We start from the raw sequence: 24311 nt of genomic DNA, 5'->3' as shown, positions 1-24311 counted from the left end.
CATTTATATCAAGCGTCTGATTCCACGCTATCATATTGGCCGTTTTTCGGCGATTTCGAAAATACAAAACCATTTAACTAAACGAAACAGTTTAAAATACCTGTTTCTGGATCACCAATCAACAACCAACTGTGATATGTGCGCGTTTCGGCAGGAACCGGGCCTTGGCAATGCCAATTTCTTTTCGTAATAGGGGCAAGCAGCGCAGAGGATTATCAAACAGTGTCCAACAACGACAGTTTTATTGAAGAAGTCAGCGATGAAATAAAGCGCGACCGTATGTTTGGCCTTTTGCGCAAATATGGCTGGATTGGGATCGTTGCGATCTTTCTGCTGGTTGGTGGGGCTGCCTTTAATGAATATCGCAAGGCGCAACAGACCCAAGCCGCGCAAGCAACCGGTGATGCGATCATCGCCGCCTTTGAGGTTGAAACACCCGATGAACGTATTACAGCCCTTTCTGCGATTGATACAAATTCAGATGCTGTCGTTATTGCGCAGTTGATTTTGGCCGATAGTCAGATCGGAACAGGCGACACCGACGGTGCGATCAGCACATATGATGCGATCCGGAATAATGATGATCTGCCCGCGATTTATCGTGATTTGGCGACATTCAAATCTTTGCTTTTGCAGGGCGATGCGGTGGATCTGGATCGCAGACGCAGTGCGTTTGCCACGCTGTCTGCACCGGGCAGTGCGTTTCGTTTGTTGGCCGAAGAACAATTGGCTTTGATTGAAATTGAAACAGGCGAACCCGATCAGGCGCTCTTGCGTCTGCAGCGTATTTTAACCGACAGTGATATTACATCAGGACTGCAACGTCGCGTATCGCAACTCATTGTATCCCTTGGCGGCGAGTTAGAGGCGACTTGACCCACTACATTCGTCGTCCATACGGAAGGAACCACAGGCCGTGAAGCCGACCCTTATTATTTCAGTTTGCATCATTATCGGAATATTATCCGCCTGTGCCGAACGTGAAGAACGTCTGCCTGGTGAACGTCTTGATCTGCGCACACCCTTATCTGGCGAAGGCCAGGCAATCGCGTCTGATCCTGTCAATTTCACCCGCCCGATTGCACTGCCGGCGCCTGTAAACCACGCCAACTGGACCCATCGAAACGGCAACGCATCGCACCGTATCCAACATGCCGCGCTGGATCGTGATCTGACGCAGGTCTGGTCGTCCAGTATCGGGCAGGGTGAACGCCGTGGGCATCGTATTACGGCTGATCCAATCGTCGCAGGTGGCCGTATCTTTACATTAGACGCAGAATCCGGTGTCGCAGCGCATTCGCTGAATGGCAACCGACTTTGGGATCGTGATCTGGTGCCCGCAGCTGACCGCGAAGGCGAAGCGTCGGGTGGCGGTATTGCCTATCAGGCCGGGCGCATTTTTGTAACAACCGGATTTGGCCGGTTGACGGCCCTGGATGCGGAAACGGGTCGCACCGTTTGGGAACAACGTCTTGATGCCCCGGCAACTGGCGCGCCCACTGTATTTGATGGGCTGGTTTATGTCGTGACCGAAGACAGCGTGGGCTGGGCCGTTGACGCACAAACCGGGCGCGTGCGTTGGCAGTTGCCTGGCACGCCATCGCCGTCAAATGTTTTTGGCGGTGCGGCACCTGCTGTGAACAATGACATTGCAATCTTTGCGTTTAGTTCCGGTGAACTGCTTGCCGCGTTCCGCAAGGGCGGCATTCGACGCTGGAGCGGAACTGTATCAGGTCAACGACGCGGTCGTGTTTATACCACCGTTTCAGATATCACAGGTGATCCGGTCATAGATGGTGATGTCGTCTATGTTGGTAACCAAAGCGGGCGTATTGTTGCGATTTCAGTCAACAATGGCGAACGACTTTGGACAGCGACCGAAGGTGCCTATAGCCCGGTTTGGCCCACGGGTGACTCCGTTTTTGCTGTCACCGATCAGGGTGAACTGGTGCGTCTTGATGCCGAAAGCGGAAATCGCATCTGGGGTGTGTCTTTGCCTTATTACACACGTGAACGTGCGCGACGTCGCAAGGGTGTCTTTGCCCATTACGGCCCTGTTCTTGCAGGTGGCCGCCTGATTGTCGCGTCAAATGATGGGTTGATCCGGTCTTTCAACCCTGAAAATGGCGTATTGGTCAGCGAAGTACAGATTCAGGGTGGGGCCACAACCAACCCTGTTGTGGCAAATGGCACGCTTTATGTTGTTTCAACGCGTGGGCAACTGCACGCTTTCCGCTAGCGTTTATGTCGTGTAAAGCCCAAAGTTGATCCTGCTTTCGGAGCATTGAAATGAGCTTTACCCTGGCCATCGTAGGCCGCCCCAATGTCGGAAAATCGACGCTGTTCAACCGGTTGGTTGGCAAACGCTTGGCGCTGGTTGATGACCAGCCTGGTGTGACGCGCGATCTGCGTGAAGGGGACGCCCGTCTTGGGGATCTGCGCTTTACCGTGATCGACACGGCCGGGCTTGAGGAAGTGACCGACGAAAGCCTTCAAGGCCGCATGCGCCGCTTGACCGAACGCGCCGTCGATATGGCCGATATCTGCCTTTTCATGATCGACGCACGGGCAGGGGTCACTGCGACCGATCAGCTGTTTGCCGAAATTTTGCGAAAACGTAGCAAGCACATTATTCTTGTCGCCAACAAAGGCGAAGGCCGCGCCGCAGATGCAGGCATGATTGAGGCATATTCCCTTGGGCTGGGCGAACCTCTACGCCTGTCTGCGGAACATGGCGAAGGCATGAGCGATCTTTTAAGCGTACTGATGCCCTTGGCCGACGGTATGGCCAAACAGCACGAGACGATTGAACCTGAAACAGACATCGACATTGACGAAGACAGTCCCGAAATCACGCGAACCAAACCATTGCAAATTGCGGTCGTGGGGCGTCCCAACGCTGGTAAGTCCACGCTGATTAACAAGATTTTGGGCGAAGACAGATTGTTGACCGGGCCCGAAGCCGGGATCACCCGCGATGCAATTTCGCTTAAAATCGACTGGGATGGTTTGCCCGTGCGGATTTTTGACACCGCTGGCATGCGTAAAAAAGCCAAAGTTCAGGACAAACTCGAAAAAATGTCGGTGTCTGACGGGTTGCGTGCTGTCAAATTTGCCGAAGTCGTTGTTGTTCTATTGGATGCCGAAATCCCATTTGAACAACAAGATCTGCGTATCGCTGATTTGGCCGAACGCGAAGGACGGGCGGTTGTGATCGCTGTCAACAAGTGGGATGTGGAAACTGAAAAACAAAGCAAGCTGAAAGAGTTGCTTGAAGAGTTCGAACGTCTTTTGCCACAGTTGCGCGGCGCGCCGTTGGTGACAATTTCGGCAAAAACCGGTCGGGGCATTGATCGCCTGAAGGGTGCTATTGAACGGGCATATGATGTCTGGAACCGCCGGGTCACGACGGCGCAACTGAACCGCTGGCTGCTGGCTATGGTCGATGCACATCCGCCGCCGGCCCCCGGCGGTCGACGCATCAAACTGCGATATGCGACGCAGGTCAAAACACGGCCACCCGGTTTTGTTGTGATGTGTTCGTTGCCAGAAAAGCTGCCTGAAAGCTATTCGCGTTATCTGGTGAACGGCTTGCGCGAAGATTTTGACATGCCCGGCACACCCATTCGACTGACAATGCGATCACAGGCAGATCAGAACCCGTACAAGGACAAGAAGAAATCAACGCCGTCGCGGTTGCGAAAGCATCTTGGCAAAAAACCATTAAGCTAGGCGGGTAATGAACTGCGTGATTTCAAGCCAATCAACAGCAGGATACCAAAACCTGCATATATCTGGATACCAAGGTTTGACCCTGCATTGGCAATGATAATCGCGACAAGCGCCCAGATAATCGTTAGACCATATTCTGGGGCAGATGGCTTTTGGGTCTGTATATAAATCGCAAGTGCCAATGTGCATGTCAAAGATATATAGGCCCATGTTACACTGGTCCCTATGCCGTATCCTGCGCCCAAAATGGCAATTGATACAAGGCTGGCGGCTGTCAACCATCCCGCATAAATCGCGATGGGCGCTTGCAGCCACCAACGATCTTGCGAAGGTGCGCGCAAAAGGGCGATCAACGCACCGGCCAGCATGACTATAATTAATGCTGTGGCCCATTCCGCACTGGAAAGCGCGACTGGTAGCCAAGCGGCGCCAATTCCTAAACTGATAATAAGAGGCAGTCGTGTGCGATCCCATGTATCATCGTCAACACGTTTAATTAAACCGTACACTGCGCTGAGAAGAAGCCATAAATAGATCAAACCCCAGATTGAAAAGGCATATCCTGCGGGTTGGATCGGGGGGTCAATCTGAGGAAACGGCAATTGATCAGATTTAAATCCGCTAAAATCAGCTACAAAAAATGGCATCAATGCGAATGCACTTGCGGTGATTAAGACAAGAATAGCTTTGAGTGTTTTCATGTTTCTTTAACGTTCTATCTTCGCATTTGGTTCAATTTTATTTCACAATCAAAGGGTTGCAAAAGAATCACATTTGTTAATGTGCGCTAACCATAGTGTCAGCAATGCGTTGACAAAAATAGGCTTTCCCGGATGATGGCAAGAAAGTGGCGTAATTGTGGTAACGAGTTCTGTTTGGGCGAACAGCTATTGTATCGGGGTTTGGAATGACAAAATTGATAAATTTAATGGGCGTTGCGCGTCGGTTGCGTGATGTTTCGACGAATGAAGATCGTGCATTCGAAGAGTCAGAACCTTTGATCACCAGGGATGAGCTGAAAAAGCTATTTGCGGTTGAACTTGAAGATACGCCGCAAGAAATGATCAAAAAATCAGCACGTTTTGGGATCCGTGCACGCAAGCAGAAAATCTGATTGTCATTTTGGATAAATCACTTTTTTAAATTTTCTCTGGCACCTTTTTGTATTTTGGTGTGTTTATTGTTGTAGCTTCCAAATTGTTCTGATGAGGGTCCAATGTTCAAATTCCTATTTCGCAAACGTGGAGAAGAGGTCGAGGCCACGATAGAAACGCAACGCGATGCGTTTGAACGTGTGATCGATGAGTTGAACGATCTGATCGGAAAACAGGGAAATAAACCAAAAATCACCGTAGATCCGGCCAGTGGTCACATCAGCCTTGCGTTGCCGGGCCAGCTTCAAGACGAGGCGCTTTCGCTGCCATCGCCAGAAGACAAAGAGGAAATGATCGTCGACGATAACATCGATGAAAATGACCCGCCGTCTGAAGGATCTGATAAAGCAGCGTAATAATACTGTTAAAGCCCCTGCCCATCATCAACGTAAATTACCTGACCTGTCAGAAATCGTTGAGTCGGGTCAGAAAGATACAGGATGGTCTGGTCCAGATCTGATGGGTCGCCAATTCTGCGACGTGGCATCATGGCGGTCATCTGTTTACCTTTGTCGGTTTCAAATGCAGCCTCGTTGATCTCCGTATTGATATAGCCAGGCGCAACAGCATTTACATTGATACCCATATTAATCCATTCGCGCGCCAGCATCTGAGTCATACGGCTGATGGCGGCTTTGGTCATCGCATAGCTTGTCAGCCCCGGAATAGCCCGTGCGACTGAAAGTGAGCTGACGTTGACGATCCGGCCCTCTTGTTTGCGTCCGATCCAGCGGCGGCCCATTTCGGTGGCCAGAAAGAAGGGTGCTTTCAGGTTAACGGTCATGATATGGTCGAAATCATCGGGTGTCACGTCGGTCGCGCGTTGTTCGGTGCCGATGCCTGCGTTGTTGATCAGACAGGTGATCGGACCGGCCATGGCCTCGGCCTTGTCCAACGTAGCGGGGATGCCTGCGATATCGGTCACATCCATTTGCAGGGGATGGGCTTTGCCTCCGGCAGCTATGATCTCTTTACATAAAGCTGTCAGACGATCTTCGCGTCGCGCCGCTGCGATCACCGTATAGCCGTTGGCCGCCAGAACCCTTGAAAACTGCGCGCCAAGTCCCGAGGAAGCCCCGGTCACCAATGCAATCTGCTCTGTCATCTTTTTTCCCCTAGTGTGATGCCGGTGCGTGCGGCGGCGTCTTTGAATTCCATGCGGGCGACGGTGCGGCGGTGAACCTCGTCCGGGCCATCGGCCAGACGCAAGCAGCGTTGCCAGGAATACATCGCTGCCAGCGGTGTGTCGCCCGAGACGCCCTCGCCTCCGAACGCCTGTATCGCATCGTCGATGATTTTCAGTGCCATGGTGGGGGCCGCGATCTTGATCAGCGCGATTTCCTTGCGCGCGGCCTTGTTGCCGACGGTGTCCATCATCCACGCGGCTTTCAGGCACAACAGGCGGGTCATTTCAATCTCAAGCCGCGCGTTGGCCACGCGTTCTTCCCAAACGGAATGCGCCGCGATGGGCTTGCCAAAGACCTGACGGCTGATCAGGCGTTCGGTCATCAGTTCCAGCGCGCGTTCCGCGGTGCCGATGGACCGCATACAGTGGTGAATACGGCCTGGGCCAAGGCGGCCCTGGGCAATCTCAAACCCGCGGCCTTCGCCAAGCAGGATGTTTTCGGCAGGCACGCGGACATCTTTCAGCTCAATCTCCATATGTCCGTGGGGGGCGTCGTCGTAGCCAAAGACAGTCAGCGGGCGCTTCACCGTCACACCCGGCGTGTCGCGCGGCACAAGGATCATGGATTGTTGTTTGTGCGTTTCGGCCTGCGGGTCGGTCTTGCCCATGACGATGAAAATCTCGCACCGTGGATCACCCGCGCCGGACGACCACCATTTGCGCCCGTTGATGACGTAGGTCGCATTCCCCTCAAGCGTGATCGAACACTGCACATTCGTCGCGTCCGAGGATGCTACATCAGGTTCGGTCATCAGAAAGGCCGACCGGATATCGCCCGCCAGCAGGGGGTTCAGCCAGCGGTCTTTCTGCGCGTCGGTCCCGTACATCGCCAGCGTTTCCATGTTGCCGCTGTCGGGGGCGTTGCAGTTGAAGACCTCGGGCGCGATGGGGCTGCGGCCTGTGATTTCGGCCAATGGGGCATATTCCAGAACGGATAGACCAGCCCCAAACCGATCATCGGGCAGAAACAGGTTCCACAGACCGGCGGCGCGGGCTTTGGTCTTTAACGTCTCCATAACCGGGGGGATTTTCCAGCGATCATCTGATGCGTTGAGCTGTTCGTTATAAGTGGCCTCGGCCGGATAAACGTGATCGTCCATAAAGGACGTGACGCGGTCGATATACTCTTTCGCTTTGTCGGAATGGGTAAAATCCATGGGTTAGCCTTTCGTCAGATCATGGGCGCGGCCTAAAAGCATCAGACCAGCATTGCGGAAGGGGCCGTCGACGTCGGGCCCACCTGCAAACCGTACGTGCACCTGAAGCGCGATAATAGCCAGACGGAACAGGCCCATGGCTTCGTAGAACGCCATGCTTTCGGGGCGCTCAAAGCCGCGGCGGGCGCAATAGGCGTTGATCAGGTCTTCGCGGGTCATCATGCCGGGAATATCGGTTGGGCCGCGTTTGAACTGATGGGCGGCGGGGGGATCGGCGGCCTCGATCCAATAGGCCAGCGCATTGCCCAGATCCATCAAGGGGTCACCAAGACCGGCCAGTTCCCAATCCAGCAGGCCGATGATGCGGGTCGGATCATCGGGGTCCAACACCATATTGTCGAATTTGAAATCGTTATGCAGCAGTGAGGTATGGGGGCTGGGCGGCGGTTGGTTCTGATCCAGCCAGTCCACCAGGTCGGTAAAATCCTCGGCCAGGCCCAGCTTGTGATACCGCTTCGTCCAACCGGCGACCTGCCGCGCGACAAAGCCGTCGGGGTCGCCAAAGATATCGCGGGCCGTGTCCGGGATTGGGGCCTGATGCAATGTCGCGAAGACGTCGACGAAACTGTCGCACAAGGCGCGCGCCTGATCCGGTGTGATGTCCAGCTTTTGGCCGGGTTTCAGGATCAGGCCCTCACGCTTTTCCATGATGAAAAAGCTGTCACTGGTCGCGGAAGGGTCATCAGAGTATCCAATCGCCTTTGGGGCGAGTTCGAAGACAGGATGAACAGCTTGCAGCACGCGTGCTTCGCGTACCATGTTATGGGCGTTCCCGCTGCGCGCCCCGGGCGGTGGCGTGCGTAGGATCAGTGGTGTATTGTCGGTTTCAACCAGATAGGTGAAGTTCGATACGCCGCCTTCCAACTTGGTCACATCCGTCACGCGGTGGGGGGCGTCCATGACCATATTCAGCGCGGCCTGCGCCTTTGTTTCGTCCATCGGTCTCCTCCCACGGCGACGACATCACGTCACTTTGCTGAATCTAGGGGTATTTGGTCTTGTCAGCGAGTGCAAAATAAATTTTCATTCCACGTGTCAAATGTTTGCTGTCTGCAAAAAAAAGGGGAGGGATCAGCGGCATGGCCATTTCTCTTTACATAGCGTTACAAAGTTCTGCGGACTTTCCGCGCCTTTTAGGATATTGGTTTTACAACTAGGTGTTGAGCATAAAAACGACCTGCGCCGTAGTCAGGCGCTTCAGACGAACACATCGCGCTGCAAAGGGTTTTGCCTTTGGGCATTTTGAAAAAAGGGGAGGCCAAAGTGGCTGAAGAAGCATATATCTATGACGCGATCCGCAGTCCGCGGGGCAAGGGCCGCAAAGACGGCAGCCTGCATGAAGTCACCAGCGTCCGGTTGTCGGCCGAAGTGCTGAACACGTTGAAAGAGCGTAACAATCTGGACACGACGCAGGTCGAAGATGTGATCTGGGGCAACGTGACTGCAGTTGCTGAACAGGGCGGATGCCTTGCCCGCGCCTCGGTTCTGTATTCCGATTATGGCGAACAGACCCCCGGTGTGTCGATCAACCGGTTCTGCGCCAGCGGGCTAGAGGCCGTGAACATCGCTGCAAATCAGATCCGTGGCGGATCGGGCAATGCTTATGTCGCGGGCGGGGTCGAGATGATGGGCCGCGTGCCGATGGGATCGGACGGTGCCGCGATGGCTGTCGATCCCCATCTGGCAATGAAAACCTATTTCGTGCCGCAGGGCATTTCGGCCGACATCATCGCGACTGAATTCGGTTTCAGCAAGGATGACTGCGACGCCTACGCTGTTGAAAGTCAGAAACGTGCGGCGAAGGCCTGGGAAGAAGGCCGGTTCAAGAAATCGGTCGTGACGATCAAGGATCAGAACGGTCTGCCGATTTTGGATCGTGACGAATACATGCGGCCGCAAACCGATATGCAAAGCCTGGGCGCGCTGAAGCCCGCGTTCAAGGAACAGGGCGAGGTTATGCCCGGCTTCGACGCCGTCGCCATGCTGCGCTATCCGCATCTGGAAAAGATCAACCACGTGCATACGGCGGGCAATTCTTCGGGCATCGTAGACGGGGCTGCGGCGGTGCTGGTCGGGTCGAAAGAATTCGGTGAACGCAACGGCTTGACCCCCCGCGCACGCATTCGCGCCAATGCCAAGATCGGAACTGATCCGACGATCAATCTGACGGGGCCTGTGCCGGTCACGGAAAAAATCTTGCGTGAAAGCGGGATGAACTTCAGTGATATCGATCTGTTTGAGGTGAATGAGGCATTTTCGGCCGTCGTTCTGCGCTTCATGCAGGCCTTTGATGCCGATCATGGCAAGGTTAATGTGAACGGGGGCGCGATTGCGATGGGTCACCCATTGGGGGCGACCGGTGCGATTTTGATATCGACACTGCTGGATGAAATGGAACGCGCGGATAAGGAAATCGGTCTGGCAACGTTGTGTGTGGCGGCCGGAATGGGGTCGGCCACGATCTTGGAACGCGTGTAAGGGGGGACAGATAAATGGCTGAATTTACACATGAAGTCGATGCCGACGGTATTGCAACCATCACATGGGATGTGCCGGGCAAGGCGATGAACGTGATGACCCTGCAAGGGTTTCAGGAACTGAACGATATCATCGACACGGTTCTGTCCGACGACGCGATCAAGGGCGCTGTTCTGACCTCGGGCAAGAAGGATTTTGCGGGCGGTATGGATCTGAACACGCTTGGGTCGCTGCGGTCCGAGGCGGGCGATAATCCGGCGCAGAAACTGTTCGATTTCACGATGCAGGGCCATCAGGTTATGCGCAAGATCGAACGCGCAGGGATGGATCCGAAAACCAACAAAGGCGGCAAGCCGATTGCCTGTGCGATGCCTGGCACCGGTGCGGGCATCGGGCTGGAACTGCCCTTGGCCTGTCACCGCATTTTTGTGGCCGATAACCCGAAGGCCAAGATCGGTCTGCCGGAAATCCTGATTGGCATTTTCCCCGGTGGCGGTGGCACGACCCGCGTTGTGCGCAAGCTGGGTCTGATGAACGCCAGCCAGTTTCTGATGGAAGGCAAGATGGTGTCGCCCGACCGCGCGAAATCTGCTGGTCTGGTGGATGAAGTGGTGCCAGCCAATGAACTGATCGCGACGGCCAAAGAATGGGTCAAAAACGCCAAAGACGCCGATATTCTGAAACCTTGGGATCAGAAAAGCTTTAAATTCCCGGGCGGTACACCGTTTCATCCCGCGGGTTTCATGACCTTTGTCGGCGCCAGTGCGATGATCCATGGCAAGACCCAAGGCGTTTATCCGGCGGCCAAGGCGATGCTGTCTGCGATCTATGAAGGTGCTCAGGTGCCATTCGATACGGCGCTGAAGATTGAGGCGCGCTGGTTCACGAACGTGCTATTGAACCCATCGTCCAGCGCTATGATCAACACGTTGTTCCTGAACAAGACGGCTTTGGAAAAAGGCGCGAACCGTCCCGCTGGCGTTCAGGATATGACCGTCAAGAAGGTCGGTGTTCTGGGCGCGGGCCTGATGGGCGCGGGCATCGCCTATGTCTCGGCCAAGGCGGGGATTGAGGTCGTGCTGTTGGACCAGAAGATGGAAGCGGCCGAGAAGGGTAAGGACTACTCAACCGGTTTGCTGGACAAGGCCATCAGCCGCAAACGGTCGACGCCCGAAAAGAAAGAGGCGCTGCTGTCGCTGATCACTCCGACCGACAGCTATGATGATCTGAAAGGCTGTGACCTGATTGTCGAGGCTGTGTTCGAAGACATGGGCGTCAAGGCCGACGTCACCAAAGCGGCCGAGGCGCAGTTGGATGATGACGCGATTTTCGCGACCAATACATCGACCCTGCCGATCACGGATCTGGCCAAGGCCAGTCGGAATGATGAACGCTTTATCGGCATCCACTTTTTCAGCCCTGTGGACAAGATGAACCTGGTCGAGATCATCAAGGGCAAGGCGACCGGGGATGAAGCCGTGGCCAAGGCGCTGGATTTCGTGCGCCAGATCAGAAAGACCCCGATTGTGGTCAATGATGAACGGTTCTTCTATGCCAACCGCTGCATCATTCCCTATATGAACGAGGGTTGGCGCATGGTGGCCGAGGGCGTTGAACCGGCGCTGGTCGAAAACGCTGCGAAACAGATGGGCATGCCCCTTGGCCCGCTGCAACTGGGTGATGAAACGGCGGTCGATCTGGCAGTCAAGATCATCAAGGCGACCAAGGCCGCGATGGGCGATGCCTATCCTGAAAGCCCGTCGGACGATGTGGCGTTCTTCCTGCATGACAAGGGACGCCTGGGTAAGAAAACCAAGGCTGGTTTCTATGACTATGACGAAAACGGTCGTCGTCAGGGTCTGTGGGACGGGCTGCGCGATCAGTATCCGCCTATGGAAGAGCAGCCCGATGTGACCGAGGTGATGCATCGTCTGGCCTTTTCGCAAACTCTTGAAGCGGTGCGTAGTTTTGAGGATGGCGTGCTGATGGACATCCGTGAAGGCGATGTCGCGGCGATCCTGGGATGGGGCTTTATGCCTTGGACCGGCGGGCCGTTCAGCTATCTGGATATTCTGGGTGCTGGCCGTGCTGTGGAAATCGGTGATCAGTTGACCAAAAAATTCGGTGACCGGTTCGAAGTTCCCAAACTTCTGCGTGATTTGGCCGATAGCGGGGAAACCTTCTATCAGCGCTTCGGAACTCAAAGCGACATGGCAGCGTAATTGAAAAGCCCCCAGCTTAAACTGGGGGCTTTTTACGGATCTGCTTACAGCAAGCTAAGCCAGATTAAGCTGTTCTGTTAGCTCAGAAATAACTTCAGCACTTTTTCTAAGCGCGTTTTCTTCAATCTTATCCAATTCGGGCACCATGTCGGTTAAAACTCCCTGGGCACCAATAATTCGGGGCAGCGAAATCGGAACATTCGGCACGCCAAGAACATCGTCTGTCATGATCGAGACACTTAGAACGATCCGCTCATCATCTAAGATGGCCTGAACGATCCGCGCAACGCCAGCACCGATACCGTAATATGTCGCCCCTTTGCCTTCGATAATGCTGTATGCGGCGTCACGAACATTGGTCGAAATTGTATTTTTTTCTTCCGACAACAAACTGCGACCCATTTGATTGGCAAGCGTGTCAATCGGCACACTGCCAGCCATTGCACTGGACCAGATCGGCACTTCGCTGTCACCATGTTCACCAAGAACGTAAGCGTGAACAGATTGTGCCGCAATTCCAAGATGCTGACCCAGCAAAGTTCGAAAGCGTGCCGTATCAAGAATAGTACCAGTGCCGATCACTTTGCCCACAGGAATGCCAGACAGGCGTTGTGCAACATAGGTCATCACATCAACGGGGTTTGTCGCCACGATCAAAATTGCATCCGGGGCGACTGCGATGATATTTTTGATGATGGTTCGAAAGACTTTGGCGTTGCGGTCCAAAAGGGCCAAGCGGCTTTCACCCGGCTTTTGCCCGACACCGGCTGCCAAAACAACCACCTTGGCGTCTTGCAGATCATCATAATCGCCGGCGTGAACCTGTACGGGCGACGCAAATGGCGTCGCGTGCGAGATATCCTGAGCATGGGCATGGGCCAGCTTTGGGTCTTGGTCAACCAACACAATCTGCGTACCGACCCCCATCAACGCCATTGCGTATGCGGCTGAACTTCCAACCATTCCCGTCCCCACGATGCCAACTTTCATTGGATGCTCCTGTGTTTTTCGCCTGATGTTGCCGATTGTGTCTGAATTTATACAGATGGGGTAGACATGGATGATATTAAAGTCGATATGTTTGAGGGGAAATAACGAAAGCAATTTGATGCCAGATCCACACAAGCAATTACGGCTTCGTATCGTGTTTGGCGACAGTGGTATGATTGGACCCGGCAAGGTAGATTTGCTGCAGCATATTGAGAAAAAAGGATCAATTTCGGCGGCTGGTCGGGAAATGGGAATGAGCTATAAGCGTGCCTGGATGCTGGTCGAAACGATGAATGCGCTGTTTTCTGCGCCCGTGGTTGAAAGCAGCCGCGGCGGGGCCAAAGGTGGCGGGGCGCGCCTGACCGATCTGGGCCACCAGGTTATCGCACATTACATCGCACTGCATCAAAAAGCCTGGTCTGCCGCCCAAGATGATATTCATGCGCTTGAAGATTTATGCGCAAAGGGCGCGCATGATTAGGTTCATTTGCGTCATATGGCTTGCCTTTTCATCACAGGCCATGTCGCAGGACGATATTGTTGTCTTTGCAGCGGCTAGCCTAAAAACAGCGCTGGATCAGGTTGTTCAGGACTGGCCGGACAACAACGTCGTTATCTCATATGGCAGCAGTTCTGCCATGGCCCGCCAGATCAGTCTGGGCGCGCCTGCGCAAATTTTCATATCGGCCAACCCTGAGTGGATGGATTATCTGCAAGAAAAGGAAATGATTGACGTTGGCAGTCGTCGGGATTTGCTTGGAAACTCTCTTGTTCTAATCGCACCTACGCCTGCGGAACCGTTAAGCACCTTGAACGGGGCAGAGCTGCGCGAAAGGTTGGGGCAGGGCAGGTTCATCATCCCGATCACGAATGCAGTGCCTGCCGGGCAATATGGCCGTGCATCGCTGGAAGCTCTTGGAATATGGCATGATGTCAAAGATCAATTGGCCGAAACAGAGAATGTACGGACCGCATTAGCACTTGTTGCACGTGGTGCGGTGCCTGTCGGATTGGTCTATGCGACCGATGCAAATGCGGAACCGCGTGTCGATGTGATTGCTCGACTCCCGCCCGACAGTCATCCGCCGATCCGCTATCCTGTTGCCTTGACGATAAAAGCTACACCCTCAGCGCGTGGGTTTTTTGATTTTTTATCCTCACCCCTTGCGCAACAACATTTCGCAGATCAAGGGTTCATTCTGTTGCCATGAATAGCCCGTTGCCGCCCGAGGCTTTGCAGGCCCTTATGCTTTCTCTCAGGGTTGCCTTTTGGTCCACTTTGGTCAGCCTGCCGATTGGTATATTCGTCGCCTATGCCTTAGCCAGATGGTCGTTTTGGGGCAAAGGGCTGATCAATGGCATTGTGCATTTGCCACTGGTTTTACCGCCCGTTGTGACGGGCTATTTCTTGCTGATTGTCTTTGGTCCGACCGGCTTTGTCGGCAGCGCTTTGGAACAGATCGGCATTGTTTTTGCCTTTCATTGGACGGGTGCCGTTTTGGCAGCCACGATCATGGCGTTTCCTTTGATGGTGCGGTCCATACGACTTTCGATTGAAGCGGTCGATCAAAATCTTGAACAAGCGGCCGCCACATTGGGGGCCTCAAAAATCGGTGCATTTACCACGATCACATTACCGCTGATCACGCCTGGACTTTTGGCGGGTACCGTTTTGACATTCGCCAAAGCTATGGGAGAGTTCGGTGCCACGATCACATTTGTCGCTAGCATCCCAGGACAGACGCAGACAGTTCCATCGGCCATTTACGCATTTCTGCAGGTTCCCGGATCTGAACCGATTGTGTATTGGCTGGTCGGTATATCAGCAACGATCGCTTTGGTGGCGGTCATTCTAAGCGAAGGGATCGCGCGATATTTAGCCAAAAGGATTTCTGGCTGATGTTGGATGTCGACATTTCTTTACGGCGCGGTAGTTTTCAGTTGCAAACGGCTTTTGCAGCACCTGTCGGGATTACAGCTGTTTTTGGACCATCTGGTTCTGGTAAAACCACCCTGATTGATGCAATCGCGGGGTTGATACGCCCGGACGCAGGTCGCATTGATTTGCGGGATACCCGGCTGTTTGACAGCGCAAAGACTATAAACATATCCACTCAGAACCGCCAGATTGGATATGTTTTTCAGGACTCCAGGCTGTTCCCCCATATGTCGGTCAGGAAAAATTTACTGTATTCCACCAAATTTGGTCGTGTCCCATCGCTGGATTTTGACCACATTGTCGATCTTCTTGGGTTGGCCGCATTTTTGGACCGTCGTCCTAAAGGATTATCAGGCGGTGAAAAGCAGCGTGTTGCAATTGGTCGTGCCCTGCTGTCGGCGCCGAAATTATTGCTGTTGGATGAACCCTTGTCTGCGCTGGATCGTAATCGCCGCGATAGTATTCTGCCATATATTGAAAAAATGCGTGATGATCTGAACCTACCCATTCTTTATGTCAGCCATGATGTGTCTGAGATTACGCGACTGGCCGATATGCTTGTACTGATCAACGATGGTGTTTGTCTGGCGCAAGGGCGAACCGAAGATCTTATGTCTGATCCGGCCCTGCTGCCGTATTTTGGCTTGCACCAGGGGGGATCGGTTTTAATCGCAAAGATCGTTAGACATCATATCGATGGCCTGACTGAGCTAGCAACCGATGCAGGATCCCTTTTCGTGCCCAGGATTGATGCCGTAATCGGAACGTTTCAACGGCTTCAGATCAAGGCAAGTGACATTATACTATCAAACAAGCCTATGTTGGGCACCAGCGCGTTGAACAATTTGCAGGGCGTGATCGAAGATATCCATATGGGTGATGGCCCCGGTGTTGCTGTGGCCGTGCGATGCAATGACATACGGCTAATCGCTCGTCTGACGAAACGGTCACTGTCTTCTCTTGGTTTCTCGGTTGGATCGCAGTGTTACGCAACATTCAAATCGACCGCGATAACAGCCACGGGGCGGGCGGGGCGTCGGTAAAATTTTAAGAATTAGTTGCTTCTGGGCAGTTTTTTGAACGCAAGGCTTAAAGGATTTTTCATGCCTTGGCTTCAAACGTGGTCACCAAGACATGTGATTATTGCGTCTGCTGGTTGCGGGCGCTTTGTGATTTACATGAAAACTTAACTTGCACTGACGAACTTTGGAGAACGATTGATGAGTGTTTTCAAAAAGATAAACCTGGTTTGGTATTGGATGGGCTTGGCTATCACAATCGTTGGGGCGACATTTGTTGGGCAAAACCAGTTTGGCTCTGTTGCTGCTGTGGTTTTTGTAGTCATCATGCTTTTTATCAGCACTGCTCTTTATGCTGTTTCGCAGCGTAAAGAGTTGAAAAAATTGAATAATATTGCAGCTGGAATTCAAAAAACGCAAGGAATGGAATTAAGCCACACCGTTGAAGAATCGTTTTCAGAAATCAAAGCTTTACTGAAACAGCAAGACGCCGAATTGGAAAGACTGCAAGTTACAGACACCGGATTTGAAAAGTCCACTCAGGCGTTTATTTCCATTGATCCGAATTTTGCAATTACAAGAATAAATCAAGCAGCTTTAGAAATTTTGCAAAAGTATGACAGTGCATTTGTTATCGCAGACTTTAATGATCTGATTGGGCAATCGTTTAAAGATATCGCTGAGAAAGCGCTTGATTGGGATGAGATTTGCGATCAGTCAAAATCTGAAACACAATATACTGTATATCACACTGATAATGCGTCTTTTGAACTTGTTTTATTATCGAATGATAAGAATGGTTGGATTATTCAGCTTGAAGAAATCAGTAAATCTCAAAAAGACGGACAGCAGCTTGAAGCCGTGAATAGAAACTTCATTTGCGCCGAATTTGACGCGAATGGCCAGTTCATACATGGAAATGATGCTTTTCTCACGATCACCGCCCAAGCGCAGGACGTTTTGGTTGGCATGACCCTATCGCAGCTGTTGACGCCGATTCATGCAAATTATGATATTTCGGAACGCCTTTATGAAAGCCGCGATGTTTCGGACGTATTTTCCGTTTCTGACAATGTCAGTACGCACCATATTGCTGGTTCATTTTCAGTACAGCATGCTTCGAATGGTGCCGTTGAAGCCATAATTTTCATCGGTTCGGATATTACTGACATGACATCGCAGTCTGATGAAAAGCTTGAAATACAAAAAACAGTTATTGAAGCACAAAGTAATGCGCTCGACGCTTTGCGCACTGGGCTTAAAAAGCTGTCAGCTGGCAATCTTGCAGTTGATATCGGGCAGCCGTTTGCAGTTGACTATGATGAGCTGCGGCAAGATTTCAACATGACTGCACGAAACTTATCGGATGCTATGAATGGCTTTTTGGAAAATGCTGATGGTATTCGTCATGAGGCCGCTGAAATCAGCGCCTCTGCCGAAGATTTGTCGCAAAGAACTGAACGTCAAGCTGCAACATTGGAACAAACCGCAGTTGCATTGGATCAAATGACATCATCCGTGAAATCCGCGGCGGATGGTGCCGCAAGGGCAAACAGCATTGTTGTGGATGCAAAAGCCAGTGCTGAAGCCAGCAGTGGTATTGTGCAAGAGACCATTTCTGCGATGGGTGAAATTCAGAATTCATCGGGCGAAATTGCAAAGATTACCGACGTAATTGATGAGATTGCATTTCAAACCAATCTATTGGCTTTGAATGCCGGCGTGGAAGCTGCGCGCGCAGGTGAGGCAGGCAGAGGTTTTGCCGTTGTTGCATCAGAAGTACGTGCCTTAGCCCAAAGATCATCAGACGCTGCGCGCGAGATTAATCAGTTAATTACAACCAGTCGTGATCACGTCAATCGTGGTGTTGATCTTGTCGGTGAAACAGGTGAAGCGCTTCGACAAATGGTCGGCTCAATTTCTGATGTGGCGACCCAGGTTTCCGAAATTGCGGTATCTTCTCAGGAACAATCCAGTGGCCTGGACGAGATAAATACAGCCGTCAATCAGTTGGATCAAGTGACCCAACAAAATGTAGCAATGTTTGAAGAAACAACAGCGGCAAGCCATGCATTGACCAAAGGCGCAGAAGAGCTAAAGCGCACAGTTTCGAAATTCCAGACGGGCGCAAAGACGATCAAACCTGTTCAACTTTCCACCCCGCCGAAAGTTGAACCAAAGCCTGTGGTGGCTAGAAAAACAATGGCGTTTGACGGTAATGCAGCTTTGTCAGAACTTCCCATGGATGACGACGACGATTGGCAAGATTTCTGATCTTATCTATCCTGTTTCAAAAATATTCCTGAGGTTGATATGCAACTAGTTCGCGTCCTTATCGTCGACGATTCAGCGACAGCACGTAGTTTGATAAGAACAAACTTAATGCGAGACCGGCGGTTTTCGGTCGTTGGCGAAGCTGCGACTGCAGACGAAGCGAGGGCTGCTATCAAAAGACTGAATCCAGATGTACTGACACTTGATATCGAGATGCCCAAAATGAACGGGCTTGAGTTTTTGAAACGACTCATGAAGCTGCGCCCGATGCCGGTTCTGATGGTGTCCAGTCAAACTGAAAAAGGCAGCCAGCGCGCTCTGGAAGCCCTTAGTCTTGGTGCTGTCGATTGTATTGGAAAACCCAGTGCCTTTATGAATGATGAGTTAAAGACACTGCCTGACCGGCTTTATATCGCAGCAAATGCTCAAACACGCACTCTTAACAATAATACACCAAAAGCTGCGAAAAGTGATTGGATTTGGAATGGCAAAACCGTTTTTCTCGGTGCTTCAACTGGGGGCGTTGGTGCGATTGAAACTGTTTTGTCAACGATGCCAGAAGACTGCCCCCCTATATTAATCTCGCAACATATGCCGAGTGGTTTTATTGAAAGTTTGGCGCAACGTCTTGATCGGATGTTTGCCCCTGGTGTTCAAGTTGCTGAAGACGGACAGGAAATTACTCCGGGTCAGGTCTATCTGGCCCCAGGTGGAAAGTATGATCTTGTTCTGGATCAAAAACGTGGATTGCACTGCAAAATTATCAACGGCGAACCAAACGCCCTTTATAGCCCCTCTGTCGATGTCATGTTCAAATCGGCCGTTGGGCTTGGAAAAAAATCTATCGGTGTTTTGTTAACCGGTATGGGGCGCGATGGTGCAGATGGCATGAAAGCCATGCGCAATGCCGGCGCACAAACCATCGCACAAGACGAAGGAACTTGCGTCGTGTACGGAATGCCAAAGGCGGCATGCGATATCGGTGCAGTTGTCAAAACGGTAGAGCTGAACAAAACCGCAGACTTTCTAATGGCCGCGACCCGGTCAAGAAGTGAGATAACAACAAAATGACTACAACCGAATTTCACATGGATCAAACAGTCGTTAAACATCTTTCGCAAGGTGATTATGAAGTAAGTCATGATCCCAATGTCATGTTTTCGACGACCTTGGGATCTTGTGTATCGGTGTGTATGTGGGATTCTGTTTTGAAATTTGGGGGTATGAACCACATGCTATTACCCGATCACCAAAAAAATAAAACAAATTGGGAAATAAACGATGTGCACGCGATGGAACTTTTGGTGAATGCGCTTATTAAAAAGGGCGCAACCAAGCGAAATTTGCAGGCTAAGGTCTTTGGTGGGGCCAGAATGGTAAAGGGCCTTTCGGAGATCGGGATGCAGAATGGTGTTTTTGCAATGAAGTTTTTGACACAGGAAAATATACCATGTCTGGCAGAAAGTCTTGGAGGAGATCGCGCAAGACGTTTGCAATTTTGGCCAACAACAGGGCGGGTACGCCAGCGTTTTGTTAAATCAGCTGATCCAATTGTTGCATCCGCAGCGCCGAAACCGATGGCTGCTGGCGGCGATCTTGAACTGTTTTGACCTGGTTTGTTTTAAAATTGCGATGATCGGCATACATTAATAAGTTAATTAACGCCCTAATTTTCAGATGGCGCATGGTTTCAAGCAAAGTAGAAACATTACATTTCACCCTGAACTGTCACAAAGCCGTTAGCTAAATTGCATTTTTGCAGCACTCGGTACACAAGCATCTGACAGGAGGCTGGGAATTCGTATGCTTGATGCTAAGGCGCGTGTAATTATTGATCCAGTTTTGAATACCTTGGGCCGTAAGCTTGCGATGATCGGTATAACGGCAAATGCCGTCACAATCATTGGGCTTTTTCTGGGGCTTTTGGCTGCGGCATTTATCACTGTGGGTTGGTTTGCCTTGGCATTGGTCCCCCTTTTACTTAGTCGCATTGCGGATGGCCTGGATGGCGCTATTGCACGGGCGACGCAAAAAACTGATTTTGGCGGATATCTGGATATTGCTGCGGATTTTTTGTTTTACGGGGCGATCCCAATGGCCTTTGTCTGGTTTGATCCTGCGCAAAATGGTGCTGCGGGGGCATATTTGCTGACCAGTTTTTACTTTAATGGAACTAGTTTCTTAGGCTTCGCAATCTTGGCCGAAAAAAAGAAAATGGTGACAAAGGCCCGCGGTACCAAATCATTATATTTTACAGGTGGTCTTTTGGAAGGTACTGAAACAATTGTATTTTTTGTTATCTTATGCCTTTTCCCTACAAACTTTGCGATACTGGCTTGGGTCTTTGGAACATTATGCTTTATCACAGCGTGTTCGCGAATATTTTTGGCCCGCAAGGTGTTTCCCAATGACGTCACTATGACGCAAAATCAGTCAGAGGATCTGAAATGAGAGTACCCTTTTTAGCCGCCGCGTTTTTCGCGTTTGCGATACCTGCCGCTGCAGACCCAGAACCGTCAGATTGGGATACGGTCTTGGCAGAAGCGCAGGGCCAAACTGTCTATTGGAACGCCTGGGGCGGATCAACCGCGACAAATGATTTCATCATGTGGGTTGGCGAGCGTGTATCAGAAGACTTTGGCGTGACTTTGGAACACGTGAAATTGTCCGATACCGCCGATGCTGTCAGCCGTGTTTTGGCCGAAAAAACTGCGGGCAAAGATGAAGATGGCGCGATTGATATGATCTGGATCAACGGCGCGAATTTCAATTCAATGAAACAGGCAGATTTGCTGTTTGGTCCTTTTGCAGAACAGTTACCAAATTGGCAGTTTGTCGATGTTGCAGGTAAAACCGTTCAAACTGATTTTACAGTTCCGACCGAAGGATTTGAGGCCCCTTGGGCTATGGCACAGGTTGTTTTTATTCATGACACCGCGCGTCTGTCTGAGCCGCTTGGCAGCATGACTGAAATTTTGGACTGGTCAAAATCGAACCCTGGACGATTTACGTTCCCGCAGCCCCCTGATTTTCTGGGGTCTACCTTTTTGAAGCAAGCACTGATTGATCTGTCAGAGGATCCTAGTGTGTTGCAAAATCCGGTGGATGACGCAAATTATGATGCGGTCACTGCGCCACTTTGGTCTTTTCTTGATGAACTGACCCCGACACTTTGGCGACAAGGGCGGGCCTATCCTCAAACTGGACCGCGTCAATTGCAATTGATCACAGATGGTGAGATTGACCTGGCTATATCCTTTAGCCCGAATGAGGCATCAACGGCGATTGCGAATTTCCAACTGCCTGACACCGCACGCACATTTGTTCTGGAAAAAGGCACACTGGGCAACGCTAGTTTTGTGGCAATCCCTTATAATTCAGGCTCAAAAGCGGGGGCTATGGTTGTGGCAAACTTTCTAATGTCGCCAGAGGCGCAGGTACGCGCGCAGGATCCAAGTATTCTGGGTTATAATACGGTTTTGAATATGGCCGTCTTATCAACAGAAGACAGGGCCAAATTCGATGCGCTTGAATTGGGAATAGCCACTTTGACACCTGCCGAACTTGGCACTGTTCAAGCTGAACCGCATCCTAGCTGGATGACCAGGATCGAGGCAGATTGGATCAAAAAATACGGCGTTTCCGAATAGGATCATGTCATGAACGGGCGCCACCAGACGGAACGCTTTAGGTTTGCGTGGCTTCCTTATCTGACACTTTTTGCGATGCTTGGGCCACTTTTGGCTGGGTTGGCAGGCACTGTGGCACCCGCATTCGGTTACATGCCTGCACTGGGAACGCGCGATCTTTCCCTTGATGTGTTTCGCAGTCTTATGGCTTGGCCCGGTTTATATGATGCTGTGCGCCTAAGCGTCACAACAGGCTTTTTGGCAACAGCGATATCGCTTGGGATTGTGACGTTGATCACGGCAGGTTGGGTGGGCACCAAGTCTTTTCGCATTCTTGAACGCCTGTTGTCGCCGTTATTATCTGTGCCCCATGCCGCAGCGGCTTTTGGGTTTGCCTTTCTGATCATGCCATCGGGATGGATTGCGCGCCTGCTTTCGCCTTGGCTAACCGGATGGGACAGACCGCCTGATGTGTTGATCGTACAGGATCCCTATGGTCTGGCGATGACCGCAGGGCTGATCGCGAAAGAGGTTCCCTTTTTATTGCTGATGGTGTTGGCTGCGCTAAGCCAAAGTAATGGAACAAGACGTCAAATTGTTGCGCAGGCTTTGGGGTATGGCCGTGTAACAGGTTGGCTAAAAACGGTTTTTCCATCAATCTATTCACAAATCCGTTTACCTGTCTATGTGGTTTTAGCCTATTCCATGTCGGTGGTGGATGTGGCCATTATTCTGGGGCCGAACACGCCGCCCACTTTATCAGTGCAAATTATAAAATGGATGAATGATCCCGACTTATCGTTTCGATTGCAGGCTGCAGCGGGCGCACTGGCGCAGTTTCTGTTGGTAATCGCCGCCATGCTGGTGTGGCGGATGGGTGAGTTGTTTGTTGCATTTGCGGGGCGACGTTGGATCGTCCGGGGCAGACGGCAATTATTGGACAAAACCCTTCGTACTGTTGGCTTTACCGCAGGGGTTATAACTGCGGCAAGCATAATTTTGGGCCTTGCCGGTCTGGTTCTTTGGTCTTTCGCCGGTTTCTGGAGCTATCCTGATATTTTACCTGATAATCTAAGTTTGCGTAGCTGGGCGCGCAGTGGAGCTGGTTTGTCAGATGCGGCATTTGAAACGATGATCATCGCTTTTGCGTCCACCCTGATTGCGGTTTTCCTGACAATCGGCTGTCTTGAGGCAGAATACCGATACAATCTACGGATCACGCGGCGCAGTCTATTAATTCTTTATTTGCCGCTGATGGTCCCGCAAACCGCATTTTTACCAGGTCTGCAAACTCTTTTGTTAACGACGGGGGCCGATACGGGGCGCTTACCCGTCATTCTGACACATCTTGTTTTTGTTTTGCCCTATGTCTTCCTTTCACTTGGTGATCCGTTCCGAAGCTGGGACACACGATATGCGACGACAGCATCCGCTTTGGGTGCGGGTCCTGATCGGGTCCTGTGGCGGATCAGGTTACCGATGCTGCTGGCACCCGTTCTAACCGCCATGGCAGTGGGTTTTGCGGTATCAGTGGGGCAGTATCTGCCCACACTTCTGATCGGAGGAGGGCGACTGCAAACCCTGACAACCGAAGCCGTCGCCTTGGCTGCAGGTGGCGACCGAAGGGTCATTGGCGTCTATGGCTTGGCACAAACAACGGCTGCGTTACTGCCATTTTTAATTGCGATTTTGCTACCAGCCTTTTTGTGGCGCAACCGAAAGGCACTTCGGCATGGGTGATCAAGGACTAACGCTTGAAAATGTTGAAATCAGGAACGGTCAAAATACGTTGATTTCGATAAATACGCACATCGCACCTGGTGAAGTGCTTACAATAATGGGTCCGTCCGGTGTGGGAAAATCTACGCTTTTATCCTATGTAATCGGTAACTTACCACCTGGCTTTGATGCGAAAGGCCGCATTGTTCTTGATGGTCATGATATAACACATCTGCCCACCAATAAGCGCCGCGTCGGCATTCTGTTCCAAGATGATCTGTTGTTTCCACATATGTCTGTCGGGGAAAACCTTTCTTTTGGCTTGCACGCGGATATCAAGGGACGCGCAGTTAGGCGCATGCACATCGAAGCCGCCCTGACAGAAATCAACCTTGAGGGATTTGCGAACCGCGACCCTGAGACTTTATCAGGTGGCCAAAAGGCGCGGGTTGCCTTGATGCGGATGCTTTTGTCCAACCCTTGTGCGCTTTTGCTGGACGAAGCTTTTGCGCGACTTGATACAAAATTACGCGGACAGGTGCGTAATCTGGTTTTCGAATATGCACGAAAAAGAGACCTGCCCACATTGATGGTGACCCACGATCAGGCAGATGCAGATGCAGCGGGCGGCGAATGTATCCACTTGTTGGAATTTGGGAAACCGAACTAAAAAAAGTGGCTGATATAGTGCTATTTTGTAATAATATTTCTGACTTGAACAGGATAGTACTGACAATGTTTAGAAAAACGAT

Annotated in this window: 23 protein-coding genes; 18 read left to right on the top strand and 5 right to left on the bottom strand. The window is 51.6% G+C overall.

Annotation, left to right across the window (positions count from 1 at the left end):
* Positions 1–222: 222 nt before the first annotated feature.
* Genes HRQ87_RS16320 through der form a run of 3 tightly spaced genes read left to right on the top strand, consistent with a single transcriptional unit; the run spans position 223 to position 3732 of the window.
* Entirely contained in the window at positions 223–876 is a 654-nt protein-coding gene (locus tag HRQ87_RS16320; RefSeq protein WP_174139512.1) for a hypothetical protein, read from the top strand.
* Positions 877–916: 40 nt separating this feature from the next.
* Positions 917–2239, top strand: a complete 1323-nt coding sequence (locus HRQ87_RS16315) for an outer membrane protein assembly factor BamB family protein (protein WP_174139511.1) — start codon at positions 917–919, stop codon at positions 2237–2239.
* 50 nt (positions 2240–2289) lie between these two features.
* Positions 2290–3732: a ribosome biogenesis GTPase Der gene (gene der / locus HRQ87_RS16310; protein ID WP_174139510.1), complete on the top strand. Its 1443-nt coding sequence runs from the start codon at positions 2290–2292 to the stop codon at positions 3730–3732.
* On the opposite strand, the gene HRQ87_RS16305 is transcribed toward der, so the two are convergent.
* A complete protein-coding gene (locus HRQ87_RS16305) occupies positions 3729–4433 on the bottom strand; it encodes a tryptophan-rich sensory protein (RefSeq protein ID WP_174139509.1) in 705 nt (234 codons plus the stop codon). The two genes, der and HRQ87_RS16305, sit on opposite strands and share 4 nt — an antisense overlap.
* A 206-nt stretch (positions 4434–4639) precedes the next feature.
* Here HRQ87_RS16305 and HRQ87_RS16300 point away from each other — a divergent pair, with 206 nt between their 5' ends.
* Both HRQ87_RS16300 and HRQ87_RS16295 read left to right on the top strand, forming a co-directional pair.
* Positions 4640–4846, top strand: coding sequence for a hypothetical protein (locus tag HRQ87_RS16300; RefSeq protein ID WP_174139508.1), 207 nt, complete (start codon positions 4640–4642; stop codon positions 4844–4846).
* Positions 4847–4948: 102 nt separating this feature from the next.
* The gene (locus tag HRQ87_RS16295) at positions 4949–5242 is read left to right on the top strand and encodes a hypothetical protein (RefSeq protein WP_174139507.1); all 294 of its coding nucleotides are present in this window, start codon (positions 4949–4951) and stop codon (positions 5240–5242) included.
* An 8-nt stretch (positions 5243–5250) separates the two neighbouring features.
* Here the strand turns inward: HRQ87_RS16295 and HRQ87_RS16290 are convergent, their stop codons facing one another.
* Genes HRQ87_RS16290 through HRQ87_RS16280 form a run of 3 tightly spaced genes read right to left on the bottom strand, consistent with a single transcriptional unit; the run spans position 5251 to position 8228 of the window.
* On the bottom strand, positions 5251–5991 hold the full coding sequence (locus tag HRQ87_RS16290) for an SDR family NAD(P)-dependent oxidoreductase (RefSeq protein WP_174139506.1): 741 nt from the start codon (positions 5989–5991) through the stop codon (positions 5251–5253).
* Positions 5988–7229, bottom strand: a complete 1242-nt coding sequence (locus tag HRQ87_RS16285; RefSeq protein ID WP_174139505.1) for an acyl-CoA dehydrogenase family protein — start codon at positions 7227–7229, stop codon at positions 5988–5990. Before HRQ87_RS16285 ends, HRQ87_RS16290 begins: the two co-directional genes overlap by 4 nt.
* 3 nt (positions 7230–7232) lie before the next feature.
* Positions 7233–8228 carry a phosphotransferase family protein gene (locus HRQ87_RS16280; RefSeq protein WP_174139504.1) on the bottom strand — a complete coding sequence of 332 codons (996 nt, stop codon included), beginning with the start codon at positions 8226–8228 and terminating at the stop codon, positions 7233–7235.
* A gap of 324 nt (positions 8229–8552) precedes the next feature.
* Here HRQ87_RS16280 and HRQ87_RS16275 point away from each other — a divergent pair, with 324 nt between their 5' ends.
* Positions 8553–9767, top strand: coding sequence for an acetyl-CoA C-acetyltransferase (locus tag HRQ87_RS16275; protein ID WP_174139503.1), 1215 nt, complete (start codon positions 8553–8555; stop codon positions 9765–9767).
* A gap of 14 nt (positions 9768–9781) precedes the next feature.
* Entirely contained in the window at positions 9782–11989 is a 2208-nt protein-coding gene (locus HRQ87_RS16270; RefSeq protein ID WP_174139502.1) for a 3-hydroxyacyl-CoA dehydrogenase NAD-binding domain-containing protein, read from the top strand.
* 54 nt (positions 11990–12043) lie between these two features.
* Here the strand turns inward: HRQ87_RS16270 and HRQ87_RS16265 are convergent, their stop codons facing one another.
* Positions 12044–12979: an L-lactate dehydrogenase gene (locus HRQ87_RS16265; RefSeq protein WP_174139501.1), complete on the bottom strand. Its 936-nt coding sequence runs from the start codon at positions 12977–12979 to the stop codon at positions 12044–12046.
* A gap of 118 nt (positions 12980–13097) precedes the next feature.
* On the opposite strand from HRQ87_RS16265, the gene HRQ87_RS16260 reads away from it, so the two are divergent.
* The 11 genes from HRQ87_RS16260 (at position 13098) to HRQ87_RS16210 (ending at position 24229) form a co-directional block, all read left to right on the top strand.
* Positions 13098–13460 (top strand): winged helix-turn-helix domain-containing protein, encoded by a 363-nt coding sequence (locus HRQ87_RS16260; protein WP_174139500.1) that lies wholly within the window; start codon positions 13098–13100, stop codon positions 13458–13460.
* On the top strand, positions 13453–14190 hold the full coding sequence (gene modA / locus HRQ87_RS16255; RefSeq protein ID WP_174139499.1) for a molybdate ABC transporter substrate-binding protein: 738 nt from the start codon (positions 13453–13455) through the stop codon (positions 14188–14190). Before HRQ87_RS16260 ends, modA begins: the two co-directional genes overlap by 8 nt.
* Complete coding sequence (modB, locus tag HRQ87_RS16250; RefSeq protein ID WP_174139498.1) at positions 14187–14879, top strand: molybdate ABC transporter permease subunit; 693 nt, start codon at positions 14187–14189, stop codon at positions 14877–14879. The genes modA and modB overlap by 4 nt, the downstream gene beginning before the upstream one ends.
* Positions 14879–15961: a molybdenum ABC transporter ATP-binding protein gene (modC, locus tag HRQ87_RS16245; protein ID WP_174139497.1), complete on the top strand. Its 1083-nt coding sequence runs from the start codon at positions 14879–14881 to the stop codon at positions 15959–15961. Before modB ends, modC begins: the two co-directional genes overlap by 1 nt.
* Positions 15962–16138: 177 nt before the next feature.
* On the top strand, positions 16139–18211 hold the full coding sequence (locus HRQ87_RS20505; RefSeq protein WP_174139496.1) for a methyl-accepting chemotaxis protein: 2073 nt from the start codon (positions 16139–16141) through the stop codon (positions 18209–18211).
* A gap of 39 nt (positions 18212–18250) precedes the next feature.
* On the top strand, positions 18251–19282 hold the full coding sequence (locus tag HRQ87_RS16235; RefSeq protein ID WP_174139495.1) for a protein-glutamate methylesterase/protein-glutamine glutaminase: 1032 nt from the start codon (positions 18251–18253) through the stop codon (positions 19280–19282).
* On the top strand, positions 19279–19821 hold the full coding sequence (locus tag HRQ87_RS16230; RefSeq protein ID WP_174139494.1) for a chemotaxis protein CheD: 543 nt from the start codon (positions 19279–19281) through the stop codon (positions 19819–19821). Before HRQ87_RS16235 ends, HRQ87_RS16230 begins: the two co-directional genes overlap by 4 nt.
* A gap of 193 nt (positions 19822–20014) precedes the next feature.
* Positions 20015–20662, top strand: a complete 648-nt coding sequence (locus HRQ87_RS16225) for a CDP-alcohol phosphatidyltransferase family protein (protein ID WP_174139493.1) — start codon at positions 20015–20017, stop codon at positions 20660–20662.
* Positions 20659–21861 (top strand): ABC transporter substrate-binding protein, encoded by a 1203-nt coding sequence (locus tag HRQ87_RS16220; protein ID WP_174139492.1) that lies wholly within the window; start codon positions 20659–20661, stop codon positions 21859–21861. The genes HRQ87_RS16225 and HRQ87_RS16220 overlap by 4 nt, the downstream gene beginning before the upstream one ends.
* A gap of 9 nt (positions 21862–21870) precedes the next feature.
* Positions 21871–23580, top strand: a complete 1710-nt coding sequence (locus HRQ87_RS16215; protein ID WP_174139491.1) for an ABC transporter permease — start codon at positions 21871–21873, stop codon at positions 23578–23580.
* Positions 23573–24229, top strand: a complete 657-nt coding sequence (locus HRQ87_RS16210) for an ATP-binding cassette domain-containing protein (RefSeq protein ID WP_174139490.1) — start codon at positions 23573–23575, stop codon at positions 24227–24229. Before HRQ87_RS16215 ends, HRQ87_RS16210 begins: the two co-directional genes overlap by 8 nt.
* The last annotated feature ends 82 nt before the right edge of the window (positions 24230–24311 follow it).

The organism is Parasulfitobacter algicola, from assembly GCF_013315265.1.
GTDB classification, from domain to species: domain Bacteria; phylum Pseudomonadota; class Alphaproteobacteria; order Rhodobacterales; family Rhodobacteraceae; genus Parasulfitobacter; species Parasulfitobacter algicola.
Note: the sequence above shows the minus strand (reverse complement) of the source record. Positions and strands in the feature narration are given on the sequence as shown.